The following is a 15,391-nucleotide window of genomic DNA, read 5'->3' as shown; positions in this document are numbered from 1 at the left end:
CACGGAAGCCCGGGCGGGCTTCCGTAACACAGCATCAGGCACTCAGCCAGCCGAGTTTAATCACAAACAGAATCGACAGAATCACCAGCGCCGCATTGACCTCTTTGGTGCGGCCACTCAGCAGTTTCACCACCGTCCAGGTAATAAAACCAAAGGCGATACCGTTGGCGATCGAGTAAGTCAGCGGCATGGTCAGCGCGGTCACGGTGACCGGTGCCGCCGTGGTGACATCTTTCCAGTCAATTTCTGCCAGACCGGAAGCCATCAGCACCGCAACGAACAGCAGCGCTGGCGCCGTGGCGTAGACCGGCACGCTACCCGCCAGTGGCGAGAAGAACAGGCTGAGCAGGAACAGAATGGCGACCACAATCGCCGTCAGACCGGTACGGCCGCCGGCGCTGACGCCCGCAGCGGACTCCACATAGCTGGTGGTGGTTGAGGTACCCAGCAGTGAACCGAACAGCGCAGCGGCACTATCGGCGATCAGCGCACGGCCCATTTTCGGCACGTTGCCCTGCTCATCGGCCAGACCGGCGCGTTTCGTCACGCCCAGCAGCGTGCCGGTGTTATCAAACACGTCGACAAACAGGAACGCAAAGATCACGCTCACCAGGCCAACGTTGAACGCGCCGGCGATATCCAGCTGCATAAAGGTCGGCGCAATCGAAGGCGGCGCAGAGAACACGCCCGCGAACGGCGTCAGGCCAATGCCCATCGAGATAAAGGTAACAACCAGAATGCCGATCAGTACGGCGCCGGTCACGCGACGCGCTTCCAGCACCACAATGATAAAGAAGCCCAGCAGCGCCAGCAGCGGACCCGGTTTAGTCAGGTCGCCCAGACCGACCAGCGTAGCCGGGTTATCCACCACGATGCCCGCCCCTTCCAGCGCAATCAGTGCGAGGAACAAACCAATGCCTGCCGCAATCCCGGCACGCAGTGGCAGCGGAATGCTGGCGATAATCCATTCGCGAATTTTAAAAATCGACAGCGCAAAGAAGATCACCGCCGAAAGGAACACCGCACCCAGCGCGATCTGCCAGGTGTAGCCCATATGCAGCACCACGGTGTAGGTGAAGAAGGCGTTCAGGCCCATGCCCGGTGCCAGTGCGATCGGATAGTTAGCGATCAGGCCCATCAGAATCGAACCGATGGCTGCAGCCAGACAGGTGGCAACAAATACCGAGCCTTTATCCATACCGGTCGCCCCGAGGATGCTGGGGTTCACAAACAGGATGTAGGCCATTGCCAGAAAGGTCGTAATACCGGCAATGATTTCGGTGCGCACCGTGGTGTGGTGAGCTTTTAACTTAAAAAGTTTTTCTAACATCATCATCTCTCATCAGCGGAGACGGCCCGCAGGCCTGCTCTCTCTTGCCAAGGCGTTTTCCCGCTTTTTCGCGCGTGGTGGCTAAGCTGACGCGGAAAAAGTGAGGAAAATTATTTTTTTATGCCGACGTTTTGCCACCGCTGGCAGCAGAACGTCGTGTGCTATCCCCTGTCCACATAGCAATTGCTATGCCACTCCCTGACGCAATCGTTTCCGTTTCAGTGTGCCGTTGCGGCTAAGAAAATTCTGAACCAGAACGAGGCGCGATTATGGTGCATTGCACCACCCGCGCGCAAACGTTTTCCCGTGATGCGCTGCCCGCCGTGAAATATTGCGGTAACGCACGCTTTCACACTCTGCCAGGCGATGGCGCTCACGTTTCTGCTGCGCGTTTCAGCAGCTTAAAAACGCCGGGTTACACTGCGTTTAACCCTTTCGCAACAAAAGAGGCAGTGCAATGAAGCCCGCGATTCTGGTCGTTGATGATGATCGTGCCATCTGCGAATTGCTGCACGATGTGCTGAGCGAACATGTGTTTACCGTTTATAGCTGTCATCAGGGGCGCGACGCCCTGGCGCTGCTGGCGCAGCATCCGGAAATCTCCCTGGTGATGCTGGATATGATGCTGCCCGATACCAACGGCCTGCTGGTATTACAGCAGATGCAGCGTCAGCGCCCTGAGCTGCTGGTGATCATGCTGACCGGCATGGGATCGGAAGCCGATATGGTGGTTGGGCTGGAGATGGGCGCCGACGACTATATCGCCAAACCCTTTAATCCCCGCGTGGTGGTGGCGCGGGCCCGTGCGGCGCTGCGCCGCTGCGGGCGACTGGCGCAGCCGGAAACGGTGATTGATGACGGCTGGCAGTTCAATGGCTGGCGGCTGGATGATGTGCGTTGTCAGCTGTTCAATCCGCAGCGTGAAAGCGTACCGCTCACCCAGGGCGAATACAGCCTGCTGCGCGCGCTGGTCGGCCACGCGCGTAAGGTCCTGACGCGCGACCAGCTGCTGGAGCTGACCCACAGCGAGAGCCTCGACGTGTTCGATCGCACCATTGATGTGCTGATCATGCGCCTCAGACGCAAAATCGAGGCTAATCCGCATCAGCCGATCCTGATCCGCACCATTCGCGGACTGGGCTATGTTTTTTCCGCCGATGTAATGCGCCCGTCCGCCGCGGCGCGCGAAACGCAAATCGCCTGATCCATCCAGCGCTGCATCTCGCTCAGTGGCCGGATGCCGTCCAGCGCGTTGGCCGCATGCAGATTAAAGCTGGCGCAGGTATGGGCCAGCTTTAACGTCTGCTGCAGGCTGTAGTCCTGATGGCTGGCGTACAGCACGCCGGCGCAGAAGGCATCGCCCGCCCCGACGCTGCCGACAATCTCCTCTGCCGCTAAGCACCAGGCGGGCTGCCACAGGCCGTCGCCCACTGGCTGCTGGCCCCAGGCGCCTTCCGGTGCATGAATTACCACGCGCTGGCGCACACCCTGCGCCAGCAGCCAGCGTGCCGCAGCAGCAAACGCCGCCGGTGACGCCAGCGTGCCACTGCTGCGCAGCTCGATGCCGGTGAGCGCCTGCGCTTCCAGTTCGTTAATCACCAGATAATCGAGCCAGCGTAGCGCCGGCTTCACCAGCGTCTGATACTCGCCGGCGCGCGAAACCAGATCGAGCGAAGTGAGATAGCCGCGCTGCTGCATCTCCGCCAGCAGCCGGGCGCTGCGGGTACCGTACTGCGCATCGGGCTGGTCGAGCTTATCCAGTAACAGCAGATAGCCGAGGTGGAAGATGCGGTGCGCGGTGGCGAGGTGAGCGAAGTGCGCCACATCGAGCTGCGCATTGGCCCCGCGCGCGTGAAAAAAGGTGCGCTGACCGTCCGGCGCGGTCATCACCTGCGTCATCGCCGTGGCTGCCGCACCGGTGCGCTGTACGTGCTGACGGTCAACATGATGCTCATCCAGCAGTTGCAGCAGGTAATCGCCGTCGCTGTCCTCGCCCAGCATCCCCACGGCGGCCAGCGGCAGACCGACCTGCATGCGCGCCAGGGTAAACAGCACATTCAGCGCCGCACCGCCGCTGCATTTCTCGCTGTGGCTAATCTCGGCCAGCCAGCCCTGTTCTGGCCAGTGGCTGATGCGCTGCACGTGATCCACCAGCATGTTACCCGCCGCCAGAATGCCGTTGCGTGCTGCCATGACAGGCCCTCCCGGCGCTGCCAAACACCTGCATCTGCTGGGCCACAACGCTGGCGATGTCGCGTTCAACCGCCATTAACAGTTCGGCGAACGAGTCGTAGCGCGCGTCGCGCTGGGTGATTTGCGTTTCAATCGCCCCGAGCGCCGCCTGCGACATACCGGTGTAGAAGTTGATTTTGTGGATGCCGAGGCTGATGGCGCGGCGGAAATCGGCGTCGCTGATGCCGGAACCGCCGTGCAGTACCAGCGGAATGCCGGCCGCTGCGCGAATCGCCGCCAGACGGTCAAAATCCAGCTTTGGCTCGCCTTTGTATTTGCCGTGCGCGTTGCCGATGGCCACTGCGAGGCAGTCGATGCCGGTTGCCTGGACAAATTCCGCCGCCAGCGCCGGGTCGGTGAATTTATTACTGTCCGCTTCGCCAAACAGCGCGCCACCCTCATCGCCGCCCACGGCGCCCAGCTCAGCCTCGACCGAAATGCCCAGCGCGTGGCACATCTTCACCACTTCCCGCGTCTGGCGAATGTTCTCGTCATAGCTCAGGGTTGAACCATCGAACATTACCGAGGTGAAGCCGAGACGAATCGCCTGCATCACCGCATCAAAATGCAGGCCGTGATCGAGGTTGAGCACCACCGGGATGGCGTGCAGCGCCGCTTCGGCACGGATAGCGGCGATCAGCGGTTCCAGGCTGACGTATTTAAAATGCACCTCGGCAATGTTGATGATAAACGGTGAACGCTGCTGCTCCGCCGCATGGAACAGCGCGCGCAGAAAATGGGTGTCGAGAACGTTGAACGCGCCAAGCGCGTAACCGTGCTGCTGCGCATGGGCGAGGCCCTGCGCCAGAGAGATCAGTGCCATGGAACACTCCTGTTATGCCAGCCAGCGGTGATATTCGTTACACAGCAGCCAGCGCGGCGCTTCATCCTCATCAATCGGATTAAAGCGCGCCAGCGGGGTAAGAAAGACGTTGTCGTGCTCATCGTCATTGGGCATGGAGACTTCGCCCACCAGCACATCGCCGTAGCCGGTTTCGCCCCAGAAGCTGTGCCAGACACCGGGCAGTAACGTGACGCTTTCGCCGGGTGACAGCCGCAGCTGGGAACCGGCGGCATGAGTCTGGCAGATGCCATCCAGCGTGACCTGTACCGGCGTATCCGCCAGCCGATCGCCGTCGCGATTGTGTAGCGTGACAATCAGGTTGCCACCGCCGCGGTTGATAATGTCTTCCATTTTTTGCGGATGATAATGCATCGGCGTCACCTGCCCTTCGCGCACGTGCATGATCTTCTCTGCATACGGTTTGCCCCACGGCTGTCCGCCGCGTGAACCGTTGCGCAGGGTAAACAGCGTCAGGCCGGTCTGGCTGAAATCATCGGCACCAAAACTGGTGACATCCCAGCCGAGGTGCAGCGCCAGCAGTTCGGCGGCGGCTGAGGTGTCCAGCGCGCGCCACTGGCTGAGACCGTAATCGGCCCACGGCGGCAGATGCACATCCTGCCGCAGAAAGAATTCACGGGTCAGTTGTAAAATCGCGTTAACTTCGGAACGTTGCATAGCTGCGTCTCCGGCGGGCGTCGCGGCGCGCAGTGTGCACCGCGACGCCCGTGTGGCTTATTTCACCGTCCAGCCTTTGTAGCTGCTGACATTGTTACGATCGATCAGCGTTACCGGAATCAGCACCGGCTTGTCCGGCGCTGGCTTGCCCTGCAGGATGTCATAGCCAATCTCAACTGCTTTGGCCGCCATCACCTGCGGATCCTGGGCAGGCGTTGCGACAAACAGCGAGCCTTTGCGCTTCAGCGCCTCTTCACCGTCTGGCGATCCATCGACGCCGACGATAAAGAACTCGTTACGCTGCGCCTGTTTCGCCGCCAGATCGGCACCGATAGCGGTAGGATCGTTGATAGCGAATACGGCATCAATCTTCGGATTGGCCGACAGCAGGCCGGTCATCACTTCCAGTCCGCCTTCGCGACTGCCTTTGGCGTTCTGGTTGTAAGAGAGCAATTTGATATCCGGGTGGGTTTTCAGCTCATTCATGCAGCCTTCCACGCGGTTCTGCACCGCTGACACCGGTGGTCCGTTGATGATGACCACGTTGCCTTTGGCTTTCAGGCGGTCGGAGATGTATTTACAGGCCATAGCCCCGGCCTGGGTGTTGTCAGAGGTGATGGTGGCATTGGCACCGTCCGCGGCCACGTCCACCGCTACTACCACGATGCCGGCATCACGCGCCCGCTTCACCGCCGGCGCGATGCCTTTGGAGTCGGCGGCGTTGAGGATGATCATGTCCACTTTAGCGGCAATGAAGTTGTCAATCTGCGCCACCTGCTGGCCAAGATCGTAGCCGCTGGAGACCAGCGTCACGTTGACCTTATCGCCCGCCAGCTGACGCGCCTTGAGTTCCGCCCCTTTGGTGATCTGGACGAAGAACGGGTTAGCCAGATCGCCCACCGTCACGCCGATGGATTTCAGTTCTTCGGCCTGCACAAATGGCGCACTGAACAGCGTCGCGGCCAGCAGTCCGGTGATAATCGGATTAAAACGCATAGTCGATGTTCTCCTGCTTTTTTGGTTTTATGCCCTGATTGCCTTTGCCTTTGCCCTCACCCTAACCCTCTCCCGCGTGCGGGAGAGGGAACCGTTCTGCATAGTTTTCAGGTGAAGCTCTCGTTTTCCAGATCTTCGCTCCGGGCTGCCCCCTCTCCCGCAAGCGGGAGAGGGTTGGGGTGAGGGCCAAAGCCAGCGCACGCCCTCATCCCACGTGATGCCGCGTACGGTACTTATCGATCAGCACCGCAATGATGATCACCCCGCCCTTAATCACCAGTTGCCAGAAGTACGACACGCCCATCAGCGTCATGCCGTTGTTCAGCGTGGCGATAATCAGCGCGCCAATCAGCGTGCCGGTAATGGTGCCGATGCCGCCGACAAAGCTGGTCCCGCCCAGAATCACCGCGGCGATCGCGTCCAGCTCATAGCCCACGCCGAGGTTGCCGTTAGCACTGTACAAACGCGATGCGCTCATCAGGCCACCCAGCCCGGACAGCAGACCGCTCATGGCGTAGACAAACACCAGTACCGCGCCGACTTTAATACCGGTGAGGCGCGCTGCCTGCATGTTGCCGCCCACCGCATAGATGTGCACGCCAAGCGTGGTGCGGCGCAAAATAAACCAGCACAGCGCAATCACCGCAAAGGCAATGATGATCAGCCACGGGATCGGGCCGAGATAACCGTTGCCTATCCACTCAAAGTTGATATCCGAATTAATCACCGTGGTGCCGTTAGCCAGCAGATAGGCCGCCCCGCGCAGTGCGGTATAGGTGCCCAGCGTGACGATAAACGGCGGCAGGCCCGCCCAGGCGACCAGAATGCCGTTGAACAGCCCCATGATCAGCCCGGCTCCCAGCGCGGCCGGGATGGTCAGCCCGGCAAACGCCGGATCGAGTGACACCACCATCGCCACCACCGCCGTGGTACCCAGCATTGAGCCAACCGACAGGTCAATGCCGCCAGTGAGAATGACAAACGTCATGCCCGCCGCCAGCACAATGTTAATGGAGGCCTGACGCGTGATATTCAGCAGGTTAGCTTCGGTAAAAAAGTTCGGGGCGACAAAGCCAAATACCGCCACGATCAGGATCAGAATCGGCAAGATACCCACGGTTTGCAGCAGGTCACTCATCAACGCACGTTTTAGCGTTGGACTTTTTACGCGTGCGGTTTCACTGGTCATTCCCGTCTCCTCAGGCCTGGACCGGCTGCGCGCCGGTGGCCAGTGTCATTATGTTTTCCTGGCTAATCTGCTCGCCGCTCAGCTCGCCGGCGATGGTGCCTTCGCGCATCACGTACACGCGGTCGCTCATGCCCACCACTTCCGGCAGCTCGCTGGAGATCATCAAAATTGCCACCCCCTGCTGCGCCATCTGGTTCATCATGCGGTAGATTTCACTCTTGGCGCCGACATCCACGCCGCGCGTCGGCTCATCCAGAATCAGGATGCGCGGCGCTATCGATACCCAGCGCGAAATCAGCAGCTTCTGCTGGTTGCCGCCGGATAAGCCGCCAGCGCGCACCTGGGCGTGCGGCACGCGGATATTCAGTGATTGAATCGCCTCGCTGGCGATCTTCTGCCCTTTGCGCCGGTTAAGCAGGCCGTAGCTGGCATCGCGCTCAAGCGTGGCCATCACGATGTTTTCCTGCGCCGCCAGTTCCAGAAACAGCCCCTGCTCTTTGCGGTTTTCGGTCAGGAAACCGATGCCGCGCGCAATGGCGTCTCGCGGCGAGTGAATCTGTACTTTTTCACCGTCGATCCAGATTTCCCCGCCGGCTGGCTGATGCACACCAAAAATCAGCTGCGCCAGCTCGCTGCGGCCGGCACCGACCAGCCCGGCCAGCCCGACAATCTCCCCGGCGCGCACCGCCAGGCTGCAGGGATGCACTTTGCGGTTGTCGGTCAGATGATTTACCGCCAGACGAATTTCGCCGAAGCTAATGGCGCGATCTTTGTTGAACAGATCGCTAAGCGGACGGCCAACCATCATGCGCACCAGTTCGCTGGCGTTCAGCTGTTCGCGCGTCAGGCTGCCGACGTACTGGCCGTCGCGCAGCACGCTGACGCGATCGGAGAGCTCATACACTTCCGCCATGCGGTGGCTGATATAGATGATCGCCATGCCTTCGCTGCGCAGGCGTTTGATCAGCGCAAACAGCTGTTCGGTTTCGCGATTCGAGAGCGCAGCGGTGGGTTCGTCCATCACCAGGATACGGCTGTTGCGATGCAGCGCGCGGGCAATTTCCACCTGCTGCTGTTCGGCGATGCTCAGGCGGCTCACCAGATCGGTGGCGCTGAACTGCGCGCCAAGGCGGTTAATCACCTGCTGCGCTTCTTCCGCCATCTGGCGACGCTTCACCAGCCCGCCGCGGGAAATTTCACTGCCGAGAAAGATGTTCTCTGCCACCGTCAGATTCGGCGCCAGGTTGATTTCCTGATAAATCAGGGTGATCCCTGCCGCCAGCGCCTCTTTCGGGCCCCTGATCGCGTAGGGTTGACCATCGATAAGAATTTCCCCGCTGCTGGCGGTATACGCGCCGGCCAGAATCTTCATTAAGGTACTTTTACCGGCACCGTTTTCGCCCATCAGCGCGTGCACTTCACCCGGCCAGACGGTCAGGTCGACGCCTTTCAGCGCATAGAAGCTGCCGAAGCGCCGGGTAATTGCCCGCATTTCTAATATCGGTGTCGCCGCCATCTTCAGGCTCCTGCTGCCAGTGGATAGCCGCGAGTTAAGCAACGCCAGATAAATGGAAAATGTCAGACGCCGTTCATATTTGTCATATTGCGCTCCGGCCGCGCTTCTATACTCGCCGGAGTTGAGCGGTAAGGAGCGGCAGCAATGAGTCACAGTCTGCACTGGCACGCCGGCGCGCGCGGGCGCCTGCTGATGTTTAACCTGTTGGTGGTGAGCGTTACGCTGGCGGTGAGCCTGGTGGCTATTTTTGGTTTTCGCCACGCCGGTCACATTCAGGAGCAGGCGCAGGCACAAACGCTGGCCGATATGAACGGCAGCCTGGCGCTGGCGCGTGATACGGCCAATGTCGCTATCGCCGCGGTGCGGCTGGCGCAGGTGGTGGGCGCGCTCGAATACCAGAGCGAATCGGCGCGCCTGCAGCAGACCCAGCAGGCGCTGCAGCAGTCGCTGAGTCAGCTGGCCAGCGCACCGCTGGCCGCACAGCAGCCGGCGCTGCTGGCACGCATCCGCGAGCGCAGCCAGATGCTGGAGCAAAGCATCAGCCAGCTGCTGCTGGAGGGGCATCAGCGCCATTTACAGCGTAACGTGATGCTCAGCGGCCTGTGGCAGGCGCAGTTGCTGCTCAACCGTATCGACCTGCTGGCCAGCGACGGCGCGTTTCTGCCGCTGCGCCAGCAGACGGCCGCGCTGTTAACCGTGGCAATTCAGTCCGCCACGCCGCAGGCCGCAGTGCAACAGCTCAACAGCGTGCTGCCGATCTGGTCTGCGCTGCCGCTGCAGGGCGTGCTGGCGATGCAGCGCGCGCGGCTGGTCAGCACCAGCCAGCAGCTGCTGCCGGTGGCCGGTCAGCTGGAGCAGAGTGACATCGCCATCGCCTACGCCACGTATCGCATCAAGGCGCTGGTGGCGATGCTCAACGAAGACATCACCCACTACGTTCAGCTGGTAGCGCAGCAGAGCGATGCGCGCAGCGCCACCGCCCATCAGGAACTGGATTCAATCATCGGTTTCATCGGTCTGTTTATGCTACTGGCGCTGCTGATTACCGGTTACGCCGGTTACTACATCTACCGCAATCTCGGCTCCAGCCTTACCGCCATCGCGCACGCCATGACGCGGCTGGCGCAGGGGGAGAAAAGCGTCAGCGTGCCCGGCCTGGCACGGCGCGATGAGCTGGGCGATCTGGCGCGCGCCTTTAACGTGTTCGCCCGCAACACCGCTTCGCTGGCGCACACTTCGCAGCTACTGAAAGAGAAAAGTAACCAGCTGGAATCGACCTTCCTCGCCATGCGCGACGGCTTCGCGCTGTTTGATAACAGCGGTCAACTGGTGGTGTGGAATGCGCAGTACGCCGAACTGCTGGGCTTCGCGCCGCGCGAGCTGCATCGCGGCATGCACTATCAGCGTTTGCTCGATCGCGTCGATGTGCAGCTCAGCAGCCTGCACGACGCGCAGGAAGTCAGGTTGCCGGATGGCCGCACGCTGGAACTGCGCTTCAGCCCGGTGCCGCGGCGCGGCATGGTCAACACGGTGCTGGAGCGCACCTCACGTAAGGCGCTGGAAGCGGCACTGCTGCACAGCCAGAAGATGAAAGCGGTCGGTCAGCTGACCGGCGGCCTGGCGCACGATTTCAATAATTTGCTGGCGGTGATCATCGGCAGCCTGGCGCTGACCGTCGATCAGCTGCCGCCCGGCACGCTGGCCAGCCGCATTGAGCGCGCGCGTCTGGCCGCCGATCGCGCCGCTCAGCTGACGCAGCGCCTGCTGGCCTTCTCACGCAAGCAGGCGCTTTATCCGCGTGCCGTTGCGGTGGTGGAACTGGTGGAAAATCTGCAGTCGCTGCTGCAGCACTCCCTGCTGCCCGGCCAGCATCTGGTGGTGGATGCGCAGCGCCCCGGCTGGCCGGCGTGGATTGATGCCGGCCAGCTGGAGAACGCCCTGATGAATCTGGTGGTGAACGCGCGCGATGCCATGGAGCGCCAGAGCGGCGAAATCCGCCTGCGCATCTGGAATCAGCGGATTCAGGAGGCCGATGGCAAGCGCGACCGCGTCACCATTGAAGTGATTGACCACGGCTGCGGCATGTCCGCCGAGGTGCGGGAACAGGTGTTTGAACCCTTCTTCACCACCAAAGCCACCGGCAGCGGCAGCGGGCTGGGGCTGTCGATGGTGTACGGATTTGTGCGCCAGTCCGGCGGACAGATCGAACTGGAGACCGCGCCGGGCCAGGGCACCACGGTGCGGCTGCTGCTGCCGCGCGCGCCGGAAGCCGCGCAGCCGCTGGTGAGCGCGCCGGTGCTGACGCCGCGCGCCAGCCGCGATCGCCTGATACTGGTGCTGGATGACGAGCCGGCGGTGCGCCAGACGCTGTGCGAACATCTGCATCAGCTGGGTTATCTGACGCTGGAGTGTGCTGACGGCGAGAGCGCGCTGACGCTGCTGCGCCAGACGCCGGATATCGATTTGCTTATCAGTGACCTGATGCTGCCGGGTGCCCTGAACGGTGCGGATGTGATTCGTCAGGCGCAGCAGCAGTGGCCACAGCTGGCCACCCTGCTGATCAGCGGTCAGGATCTGCGCCAGACGCCGGTGACGCTGCCGCTGTGTGAACGGCTGGCGAAACCCTGGCAGCAGGCGCAGCTGGTGCAGGCGCTGGAGCGCGCCTGGCAGCGCAGTGAACGGCTCAGTCGCGCGCGGCAGGCTGCCACAGCGGCACCCCTTTCCCGGTGATGTAGCGTTTACGCAGCCGGCTGGAGATGGCGTCCATCACCATCACCACGACCACCAGAATCACGGTCAGGAACATCACCACATCCCAGTTCCACAGGCGCATGTTTTCGGCGTAGACCAGCCCGACGCCACCGGCGCCGACAAAGCCCAGCACCGCCGCCGAGCGGGTGTTGGACTCAATCTGATACAGACTCAGCGCGAGAAAGGTGGGAAACGATTGGGTAAAAATGCCGTAACGGTGTTTTTGCAGGCTGTTGGCCCCCACTGCGCTCAGGCCGCGACTGGGTGAGCGTTCAACCGCTTCATGCCCTTCCGCATACAGCTTGCCCAGCAGGCCGATGTCCTGCATCACAATCGCCAGCACCCCGGCCAGCGGCCCCATGCCTACCGCCCGCACGAAGATCAATCCCCAGATGGCCATGTCGATGCCGCGCAGCACATCCAGCAGCCGGCGCACCAGCAGCGATATCGGCCGCGTCAGCGGATCGTGCATCACATTGCGCGCCGCCAGAAACGAGATCGGCAGCGCGATGACGGTGGCGGTGAGCGTGCCGGCAAACACGATCGCCAGCGTGATACCGACCTGCGAGAAATAGTAGCCAAACGGCCAGTTGACGAAATCCTGCCAGACGAACATGCGCAGGAAATAGCGTCCGAGCTGCTGGCAGCCGATGACAAAGCGCTGCCAGTCGATGCCGAACACGCTGAAGAAGAACAGATAGTAGAGCACCAGCGCCAGTGCAATCAGCGCGATGCGGCGCAGATAACGGTTTTGCGCGGCAAACAGTGCAGCGTGCTGCTGTTTCAGTTTCGCCACGTCGGGCGCTAAGGCGATCATTTCGCGTCTCCTTCTACCACGCGGCGGCGCAGCCAGCCCGATAGCGTATCCAGCAGCGACACCACCACGATGATCAGCAGCAGTGTCATGCTGACCTGATCGTAGCGATCCAGTTTAATGTTGGTCATCAGTTCCTGACCGATACCGCCCGCCCCCACCAGTCCGAGGATAGTGGAGGAGCGGAAGTTCACTTCCAGTCGCATAAAGCTGTAGGAGAGAAAGGTCGGTTTCACCTGCGGCCAGAAGGCGAAGCGCATGCGCTGCAGCTTGCTGGCACCACAGGCGGCGAGACCGCGCACCGGTTTATCGGAGGCGCTCTCAATCGATTCGTAGAACAGTTTGGTCAGACTGCCGATGGTGTGCAGTGCCAGCGCCAGAAAGCCGGGGATGGCACCGATGCCGAACGCCATCACGAACATTACCGCCCACGCCAGCTCCGGCATGGTGCGCAGGAAGGCAACAAAGGCGCGAATCGCCATGCGCAGGCTGCGCGGCGTCTGGGTGTTATCAGCGGCGAAAAACGCCAGCAAGGCGGCGATCAGCACTGCAATCAGGGTGGAGGACAGCGCCAGCTGCAGGGTTTCCCAGATCAGCGGCAGCTGAAAGTGCAGGCGATAGCCCCAGTAGGCCAGCGAACCTTCGGTTTTGACGTCCGCGAACAGCAGCGGCAGGTGCAGCACCGGCAGCGTCGCGCCGATGTAGTCAAAGAAGTGTGGCAGCGATTGCCAGACCGTGACCAGGTTGAATTCCGCCACGTTGCCGGCTGCGAGATAGAGCGCCACCAGCAGCAGCGACCACAGCAGCGTGTCGCGCTTTTGCTGGCGGCGAATACGTTGGTAGTAGTGTTCGAAATCGGTCAAGGGAGAGATCCTTTGTTGATGGCGAGGGATTGCCCTCACCCTAACCCTCTCCCGCCAGCGGGAGAGGGAATTGTCCGGCAGAATGATGCAGGCTCGTGCGGCCCCCTCTACTGCCAGCGGCGAGGGAATTGTCCGGTAAACAATGCCGGCTCGTGCGGCCCCCTCTCCATACCAGCGGCGAGGGAATTGTCCGGTAAACAATGCCGGCACGTGCGACCCCCTCTCTCGCCAGCGGCGAGGGAATTGTCCGGTAACTCGTGCGGCCCCCTCTCCCCCCGGGAGAGGGCTGGGGTGAGGGAAATACCGCACGAAGCCACCCGCTCGTTACCCGCGTGCACCCTTCATCAGGTCGCGCTTCATATCGATGATATTCTGGTAATCCGCGACGCTGGCGGCGCCGATGTGCTGGGCGCCGCCCACCGCTTTAACAAAGCAGCTGTGATCTTCTTTATCCAGCTTTTTGATCGCGGCCACCACTTTCGCTTTGAAGTCAGCGGGCAGGTTATTACTCACCAGAATCGGGCCGTTAGGAATCAGCGGCGACTGCCAGATGATGCGGATCTGCTTCATCAGATCCGGGTGATCCATACGAATCAGACGACCAAAGGCCCCCGAGGTATAGCCACTGTTGTAATCGCCAATCAGCGACGTCCAGGTCACCGCGCCGTCGAACTGGCCATTCAGCACGCCGAGGATGTCCTGCTCGTGGCCACCAGAAAACGTCACGCTGGAGAAGGTGTTGTTGTACTTATCATCCACCGTACCGCCAAACTCTTTCTTAAAGGCCTGATTCGGCATCAGGAAGCCGGAGGTGGAATCCGGATCGGCCATGCCAAACGATTTACCTTTCAGATCTTCCAGCTTCTTATACGGGCTGTCGGCTTTGACGATCACCACCGAGTGGTAACCTTTCGAGCCATCTTTGTCGTCCACCACGATACCGACGATATCCACGGCCTTCGGGTTTTGCAGATAGACCGAGGCGTAAGACGCTGGCGACATGCTCAGCACCATATCGATCTTGTTGCCCAGCAGTCCCTGAATCACGCCGGCATAGTCAGACGAGTTGCGCAGCTGCGTATCCACGCCCAGCTCTTTGTCGAAGAAGGTTTTCACACACTGGTTATCGCCAATCTGCTGGGTGGCGTTCTGCCCGCCCAGAATTCCCAGGTTCAGCTGTTTCGGTGCATCCGCTGCGTTAACGCCAAAAGCCATCAAAGCGCCTGTCAGTAAAGCTAAAGCAGTCAGTTTCATTGTGAGATTTTCTCTTGCCGTGGGAGTTAGTGGAGCTGGTTAATTTCGTCGCCGTACAGCGCATGCAGCAGGCTGTCGGTCAACTGAGCGGGATGGCCGTCAAACAGCACTTTGCCGCGCTGGATGCCGATCACCCGGGTGCAATACTGCTGCACCAGTTCAATCGAGTGCAGGTTGACCATCACGCTGATGCCCTGCTCGCTTACCTGGCGCAGCACATCCATGATGCGTTTGGTATTTTTTGGATCGAGCGAGGCCACCGGCTCGTCGGCCAGCAGGATTTTCGGGCGCTGCATCAGCGCGCGGCAGATGGCGACGCGCTGCATCTGGCCGCCGGACAGATTCTCCGCCCGCTGCAGCGCCTGCGGCAGCATGTTCATCCACTGCAGCAGTTCAATGGCCTGCGCACGGTCGGTGTCGGAAAAGATTTTGAAAAAGGATTTCAGCGTTGAGGTCTGGCTGAGCCGGCCCAGCAGCACGTTGGTCAGCACGTCGAGGCGCGGCACCAGGCAGAAGTCCTGAAAGATCATGCCGCACTCGCTGCGCCATTCGCGCATCTGCCGGCTGTTGAGCGTCACCACATCGCGGTCCGCCTCGCCGTGACGCATGCTGAGAATCGCGCCTTCGCTGCTGGCAATGGTGCCGTTCAGCATATGCAGCAGGGTCGATTTGCCTGCGCCCGAGCGGCCGATTACCGCCACCAGCTCGCCCGCATGCAGATCGAAACTGACATCATCCAGCACGCGGTTATCACCGAAGGCTTTGCACAGCCCCTGCACCGACAGCACTTTGTCGCCATGGCGCTGGGCAGGATGTGCATTGTCGACGACAGTTTTGAGTAATGCCTGTGCCATGTTGCGCTCCATCTCTTCTGAGGTGTTGATTGCCCGTTATTACGGACACTGGCGATGAAGGTCTGATGACAGA

At 61.0% G+C, this 15,391-nt stretch carries 13 protein-coding genes; 2 read left to right on the top strand and 11 right to left on the bottom strand.

Annotated features, from left to right (window positions below; genetic code table 11):
- Window positions 1-34: 34 nt before the first annotated feature.
- The gene (locus AC6I79_RS07615) at window positions 35-1,330 is read right to left on the bottom strand and encodes an NCS2 family permease (protein ID WP_031280170.1); all 1,296 of its coding nucleotides are present in this window, start codon (window positions 1,328-1,330) and stop codon (window positions 35-37) included.
- A gap of 457 nt (window positions 1,331-1,787) precedes the next feature.
- Here AC6I79_RS07615 and AC6I79_RS07610 point away from each other — a divergent pair, with 457 nt between their 5' ends.
- Entirely contained in the window at window positions 1,788-2,534 is a 747-nt protein-coding gene (locus AC6I79_RS07610; RefSeq protein WP_104188831.1) for a response regulator, read from the top strand.
- Here the strand turns inward: AC6I79_RS07610 and AC6I79_RS07605 are convergent.
- The 6 genes from AC6I79_RS07605 to AC6I79_RS07580 form a co-directional block, all read right to left on the bottom strand.
- On the bottom strand, window positions 2,471-3,523 hold the full coding sequence (locus AC6I79_RS07605) for a carbohydrate kinase family protein (RefSeq protein WP_498027673.1): 1,053 nt from the start codon (window positions 3,521-3,523) through the stop codon (window positions 2,471-2,473). The genes AC6I79_RS07610 and AC6I79_RS07605 overlap by 64 nt on opposite strands.
- Window positions 3,489-4,385: a ketose 1,6-bisphosphate aldolase gene (locus tag AC6I79_RS07600; protein ID WP_498027672.1), complete on the bottom strand. Its 897-nt coding sequence runs from the start codon at window positions 4,383-4,385 to the stop codon at window positions 3,489-3,491. The genes AC6I79_RS07605 and AC6I79_RS07600 overlap by 35 nt, the downstream gene beginning before the upstream one ends.
- Before the next feature lie 12 nt (window positions 4,386-4,397).
- Window positions 4,398-5,081: a D-lyxose/D-mannose isomerase gene (locus AC6I79_RS07595; RefSeq protein ID WP_104093164.1), complete on the bottom strand. Its 684-nt coding sequence runs from the start codon at window positions 5,079-5,081 to the stop codon at window positions 4,398-4,400.
- A gap of 57 nt (window positions 5,082-5,138) precedes the next feature.
- A complete protein-coding gene (locus tag AC6I79_RS07590; RefSeq protein ID WP_498027671.1) occupies window positions 5,139-6,077 on the bottom strand; it encodes an ABC transporter substrate-binding protein in 939 nt (312 codons plus the stop codon).
- Between the two features lie 205 nt (window positions 6,078-6,282).
- The gene (locus tag AC6I79_RS07585; protein ID WP_021509811.1) at window positions 6,283-7,266 is read right to left on the bottom strand and encodes an ABC transporter permease subunit; all 984 of its coding nucleotides are present in this window, start codon (window positions 7,264-7,266) and stop codon (window positions 6,283-6,285) included.
- 10 nt (window positions 7,267-7,276) lie between these two features.
- Window positions 7,277-8,782 carry a sugar ABC transporter ATP-binding protein gene (locus tag AC6I79_RS07580; protein ID WP_058771123.1) on the bottom strand — a complete coding sequence of 502 codons (1,506 nt, stop codon included), beginning with the start codon at window positions 8,780-8,782 and terminating at the stop codon, window positions 7,277-7,279.
- 144 nt (window positions 8,783-8,926) lie between these two features.
- Between AC6I79_RS07580 and AC6I79_RS07575 the strand changes: the two genes are divergently transcribed.
- Window positions 8,927-11,512 (top strand): ATP-binding protein, encoded by a 2,586-nt coding sequence (locus AC6I79_RS07575; RefSeq protein WP_058757356.1) that lies wholly within the window; start codon window positions 8,927-8,929, stop codon window positions 11,510-11,512.
- Here AC6I79_RS07575 and phnE (AC6I79_RS07570) read toward each other — a convergent pair.
- From phnE (AC6I79_RS07570) to phnC, 4 genes are all read right to left on the bottom strand, one after another.
- Window positions 11,466-12,350 carry a phosphonate ABC transporter, permease protein PhnE gene (gene phnE / locus AC6I79_RS07570; protein ID WP_159378470.1) on the bottom strand — a complete coding sequence of 295 codons (885 nt, stop codon included), beginning with the start codon at window positions 12,348-12,350 and terminating at the stop codon, window positions 11,466-11,468. The two genes, AC6I79_RS07575 and phnE (AC6I79_RS07570), sit on opposite strands and share 47 nt — an antisense overlap.
- The gene (phnE, locus tag AC6I79_RS07565; protein ID WP_159378471.1) at window positions 12,347-13,210 is read right to left on the bottom strand and encodes a phosphonate ABC transporter, permease protein PhnE; all 864 of its coding nucleotides are present in this window, start codon (window positions 13,208-13,210) and stop codon (window positions 12,347-12,349) included. The genes phnE (AC6I79_RS07570) and phnE (AC6I79_RS07565) overlap by 4 nt, the downstream gene beginning before the upstream one ends.
- A 324-nt stretch (window positions 13,211-13,534) precedes the next feature.
- Window positions 13,535-14,464, bottom strand: a complete 930-nt coding sequence (gene phnD / locus AC6I79_RS07560; protein WP_031280167.1) for a phosphonate ABC transporter substrate-binding protein — start codon at window positions 14,462-14,464, stop codon at window positions 13,535-13,537.
- Between the two features lie 26 nt (window positions 14,465-14,490).
- On the bottom strand, window positions 14,491-15,318 hold the full coding sequence (gene phnC / locus AC6I79_RS07555) for a phosphonate ABC transporter ATP-binding protein (RefSeq protein WP_021509805.1): 828 nt from the start codon (window positions 15,316-15,318) through the stop codon (window positions 14,491-14,493).
- Between the last annotated feature and the right edge of the window lie 73 nt (window positions 15,319-15,391).

It is taken from the genome of gamma proteobacterium symbiont of Scutellera amethystina, assembly GCF_059730845.1.
This window is presented reverse-complemented; position numbering and strand designations above follow the sequence as displayed.

Coding starts and splice junctions, on each gene's coding strand:
- AC6I79_RS07615 (WP_031280170.1), bottom strand. CDS start 1,330: ATGTTAGAAAAACTTTTTAAGTTAAAAGCTCACCACACCACGGTGCGC.
- AC6I79_RS07610 (WP_104188831.1), top strand. CDS start 1,788: ATGAAGCCCGCGATTCTGGTCGTTGATGATGATCGTGCCATCTGCGAA.
- AC6I79_RS07605 (WP_498027673.1), bottom strand. CDS start 3,523: ATGGCAGCACGCAACGGCATTCTGGCGGCGGGTAACATGCTGGTGGAT.
- AC6I79_RS07600 (WP_498027672.1), bottom strand. CDS start 4,385: ATGGCACTGATCTCTCTGGCGCAGGGCCTCGCCCATGCGCAGCAGCAC.
- AC6I79_RS07595 (WP_104093164.1), bottom strand. CDS start 5,081: ATGCAACGTTCCGAAGTTAACGCGATTTTACAACTGACCCGTGAATTC.
- AC6I79_RS07590 (WP_498027671.1), bottom strand. CDS start 6,077: ATGCGTTTTAATCCGATTATCACCGGACTGCTGGCCGCGACGCTGTTC.
- AC6I79_RS07585 (WP_021509811.1), bottom strand. CDS start 7,266: ATGACCAGTGAAACCGCACGCGTAAAAAGTCCAACGCTAAAACGTGCG.
- AC6I79_RS07580 (WP_058771123.1), bottom strand. CDS start 8,782: ATGGCGGCGACACCGATATTAGAAATGCGGGCAATTACCCGGCGCTTC.
- AC6I79_RS07575 (WP_058757356.1), top strand. CDS start 8,927: ATGAGTCACAGTCTGCACTGGCACGCCGGCGCGCGCGGGCGCCTGCTG.
- phnE (WP_159378470.1), bottom strand. CDS start 12,350: ATGATCGCCTTAGCGCCCGACGTGGCGAAACTGAAACAGCAGCACGCT.
- phnD (WP_031280167.1), bottom strand. CDS start 14,464: ATGAAACTGACTGCTTTAGCTTTACTGACAGGCGCTTTGATGGCTTTT.
- phnC (WP_021509805.1), bottom strand. CDS start 15,318: ATGGCACAGGCATTACTCAAAACTGTCGTCGACAATGCACATCCTGCC.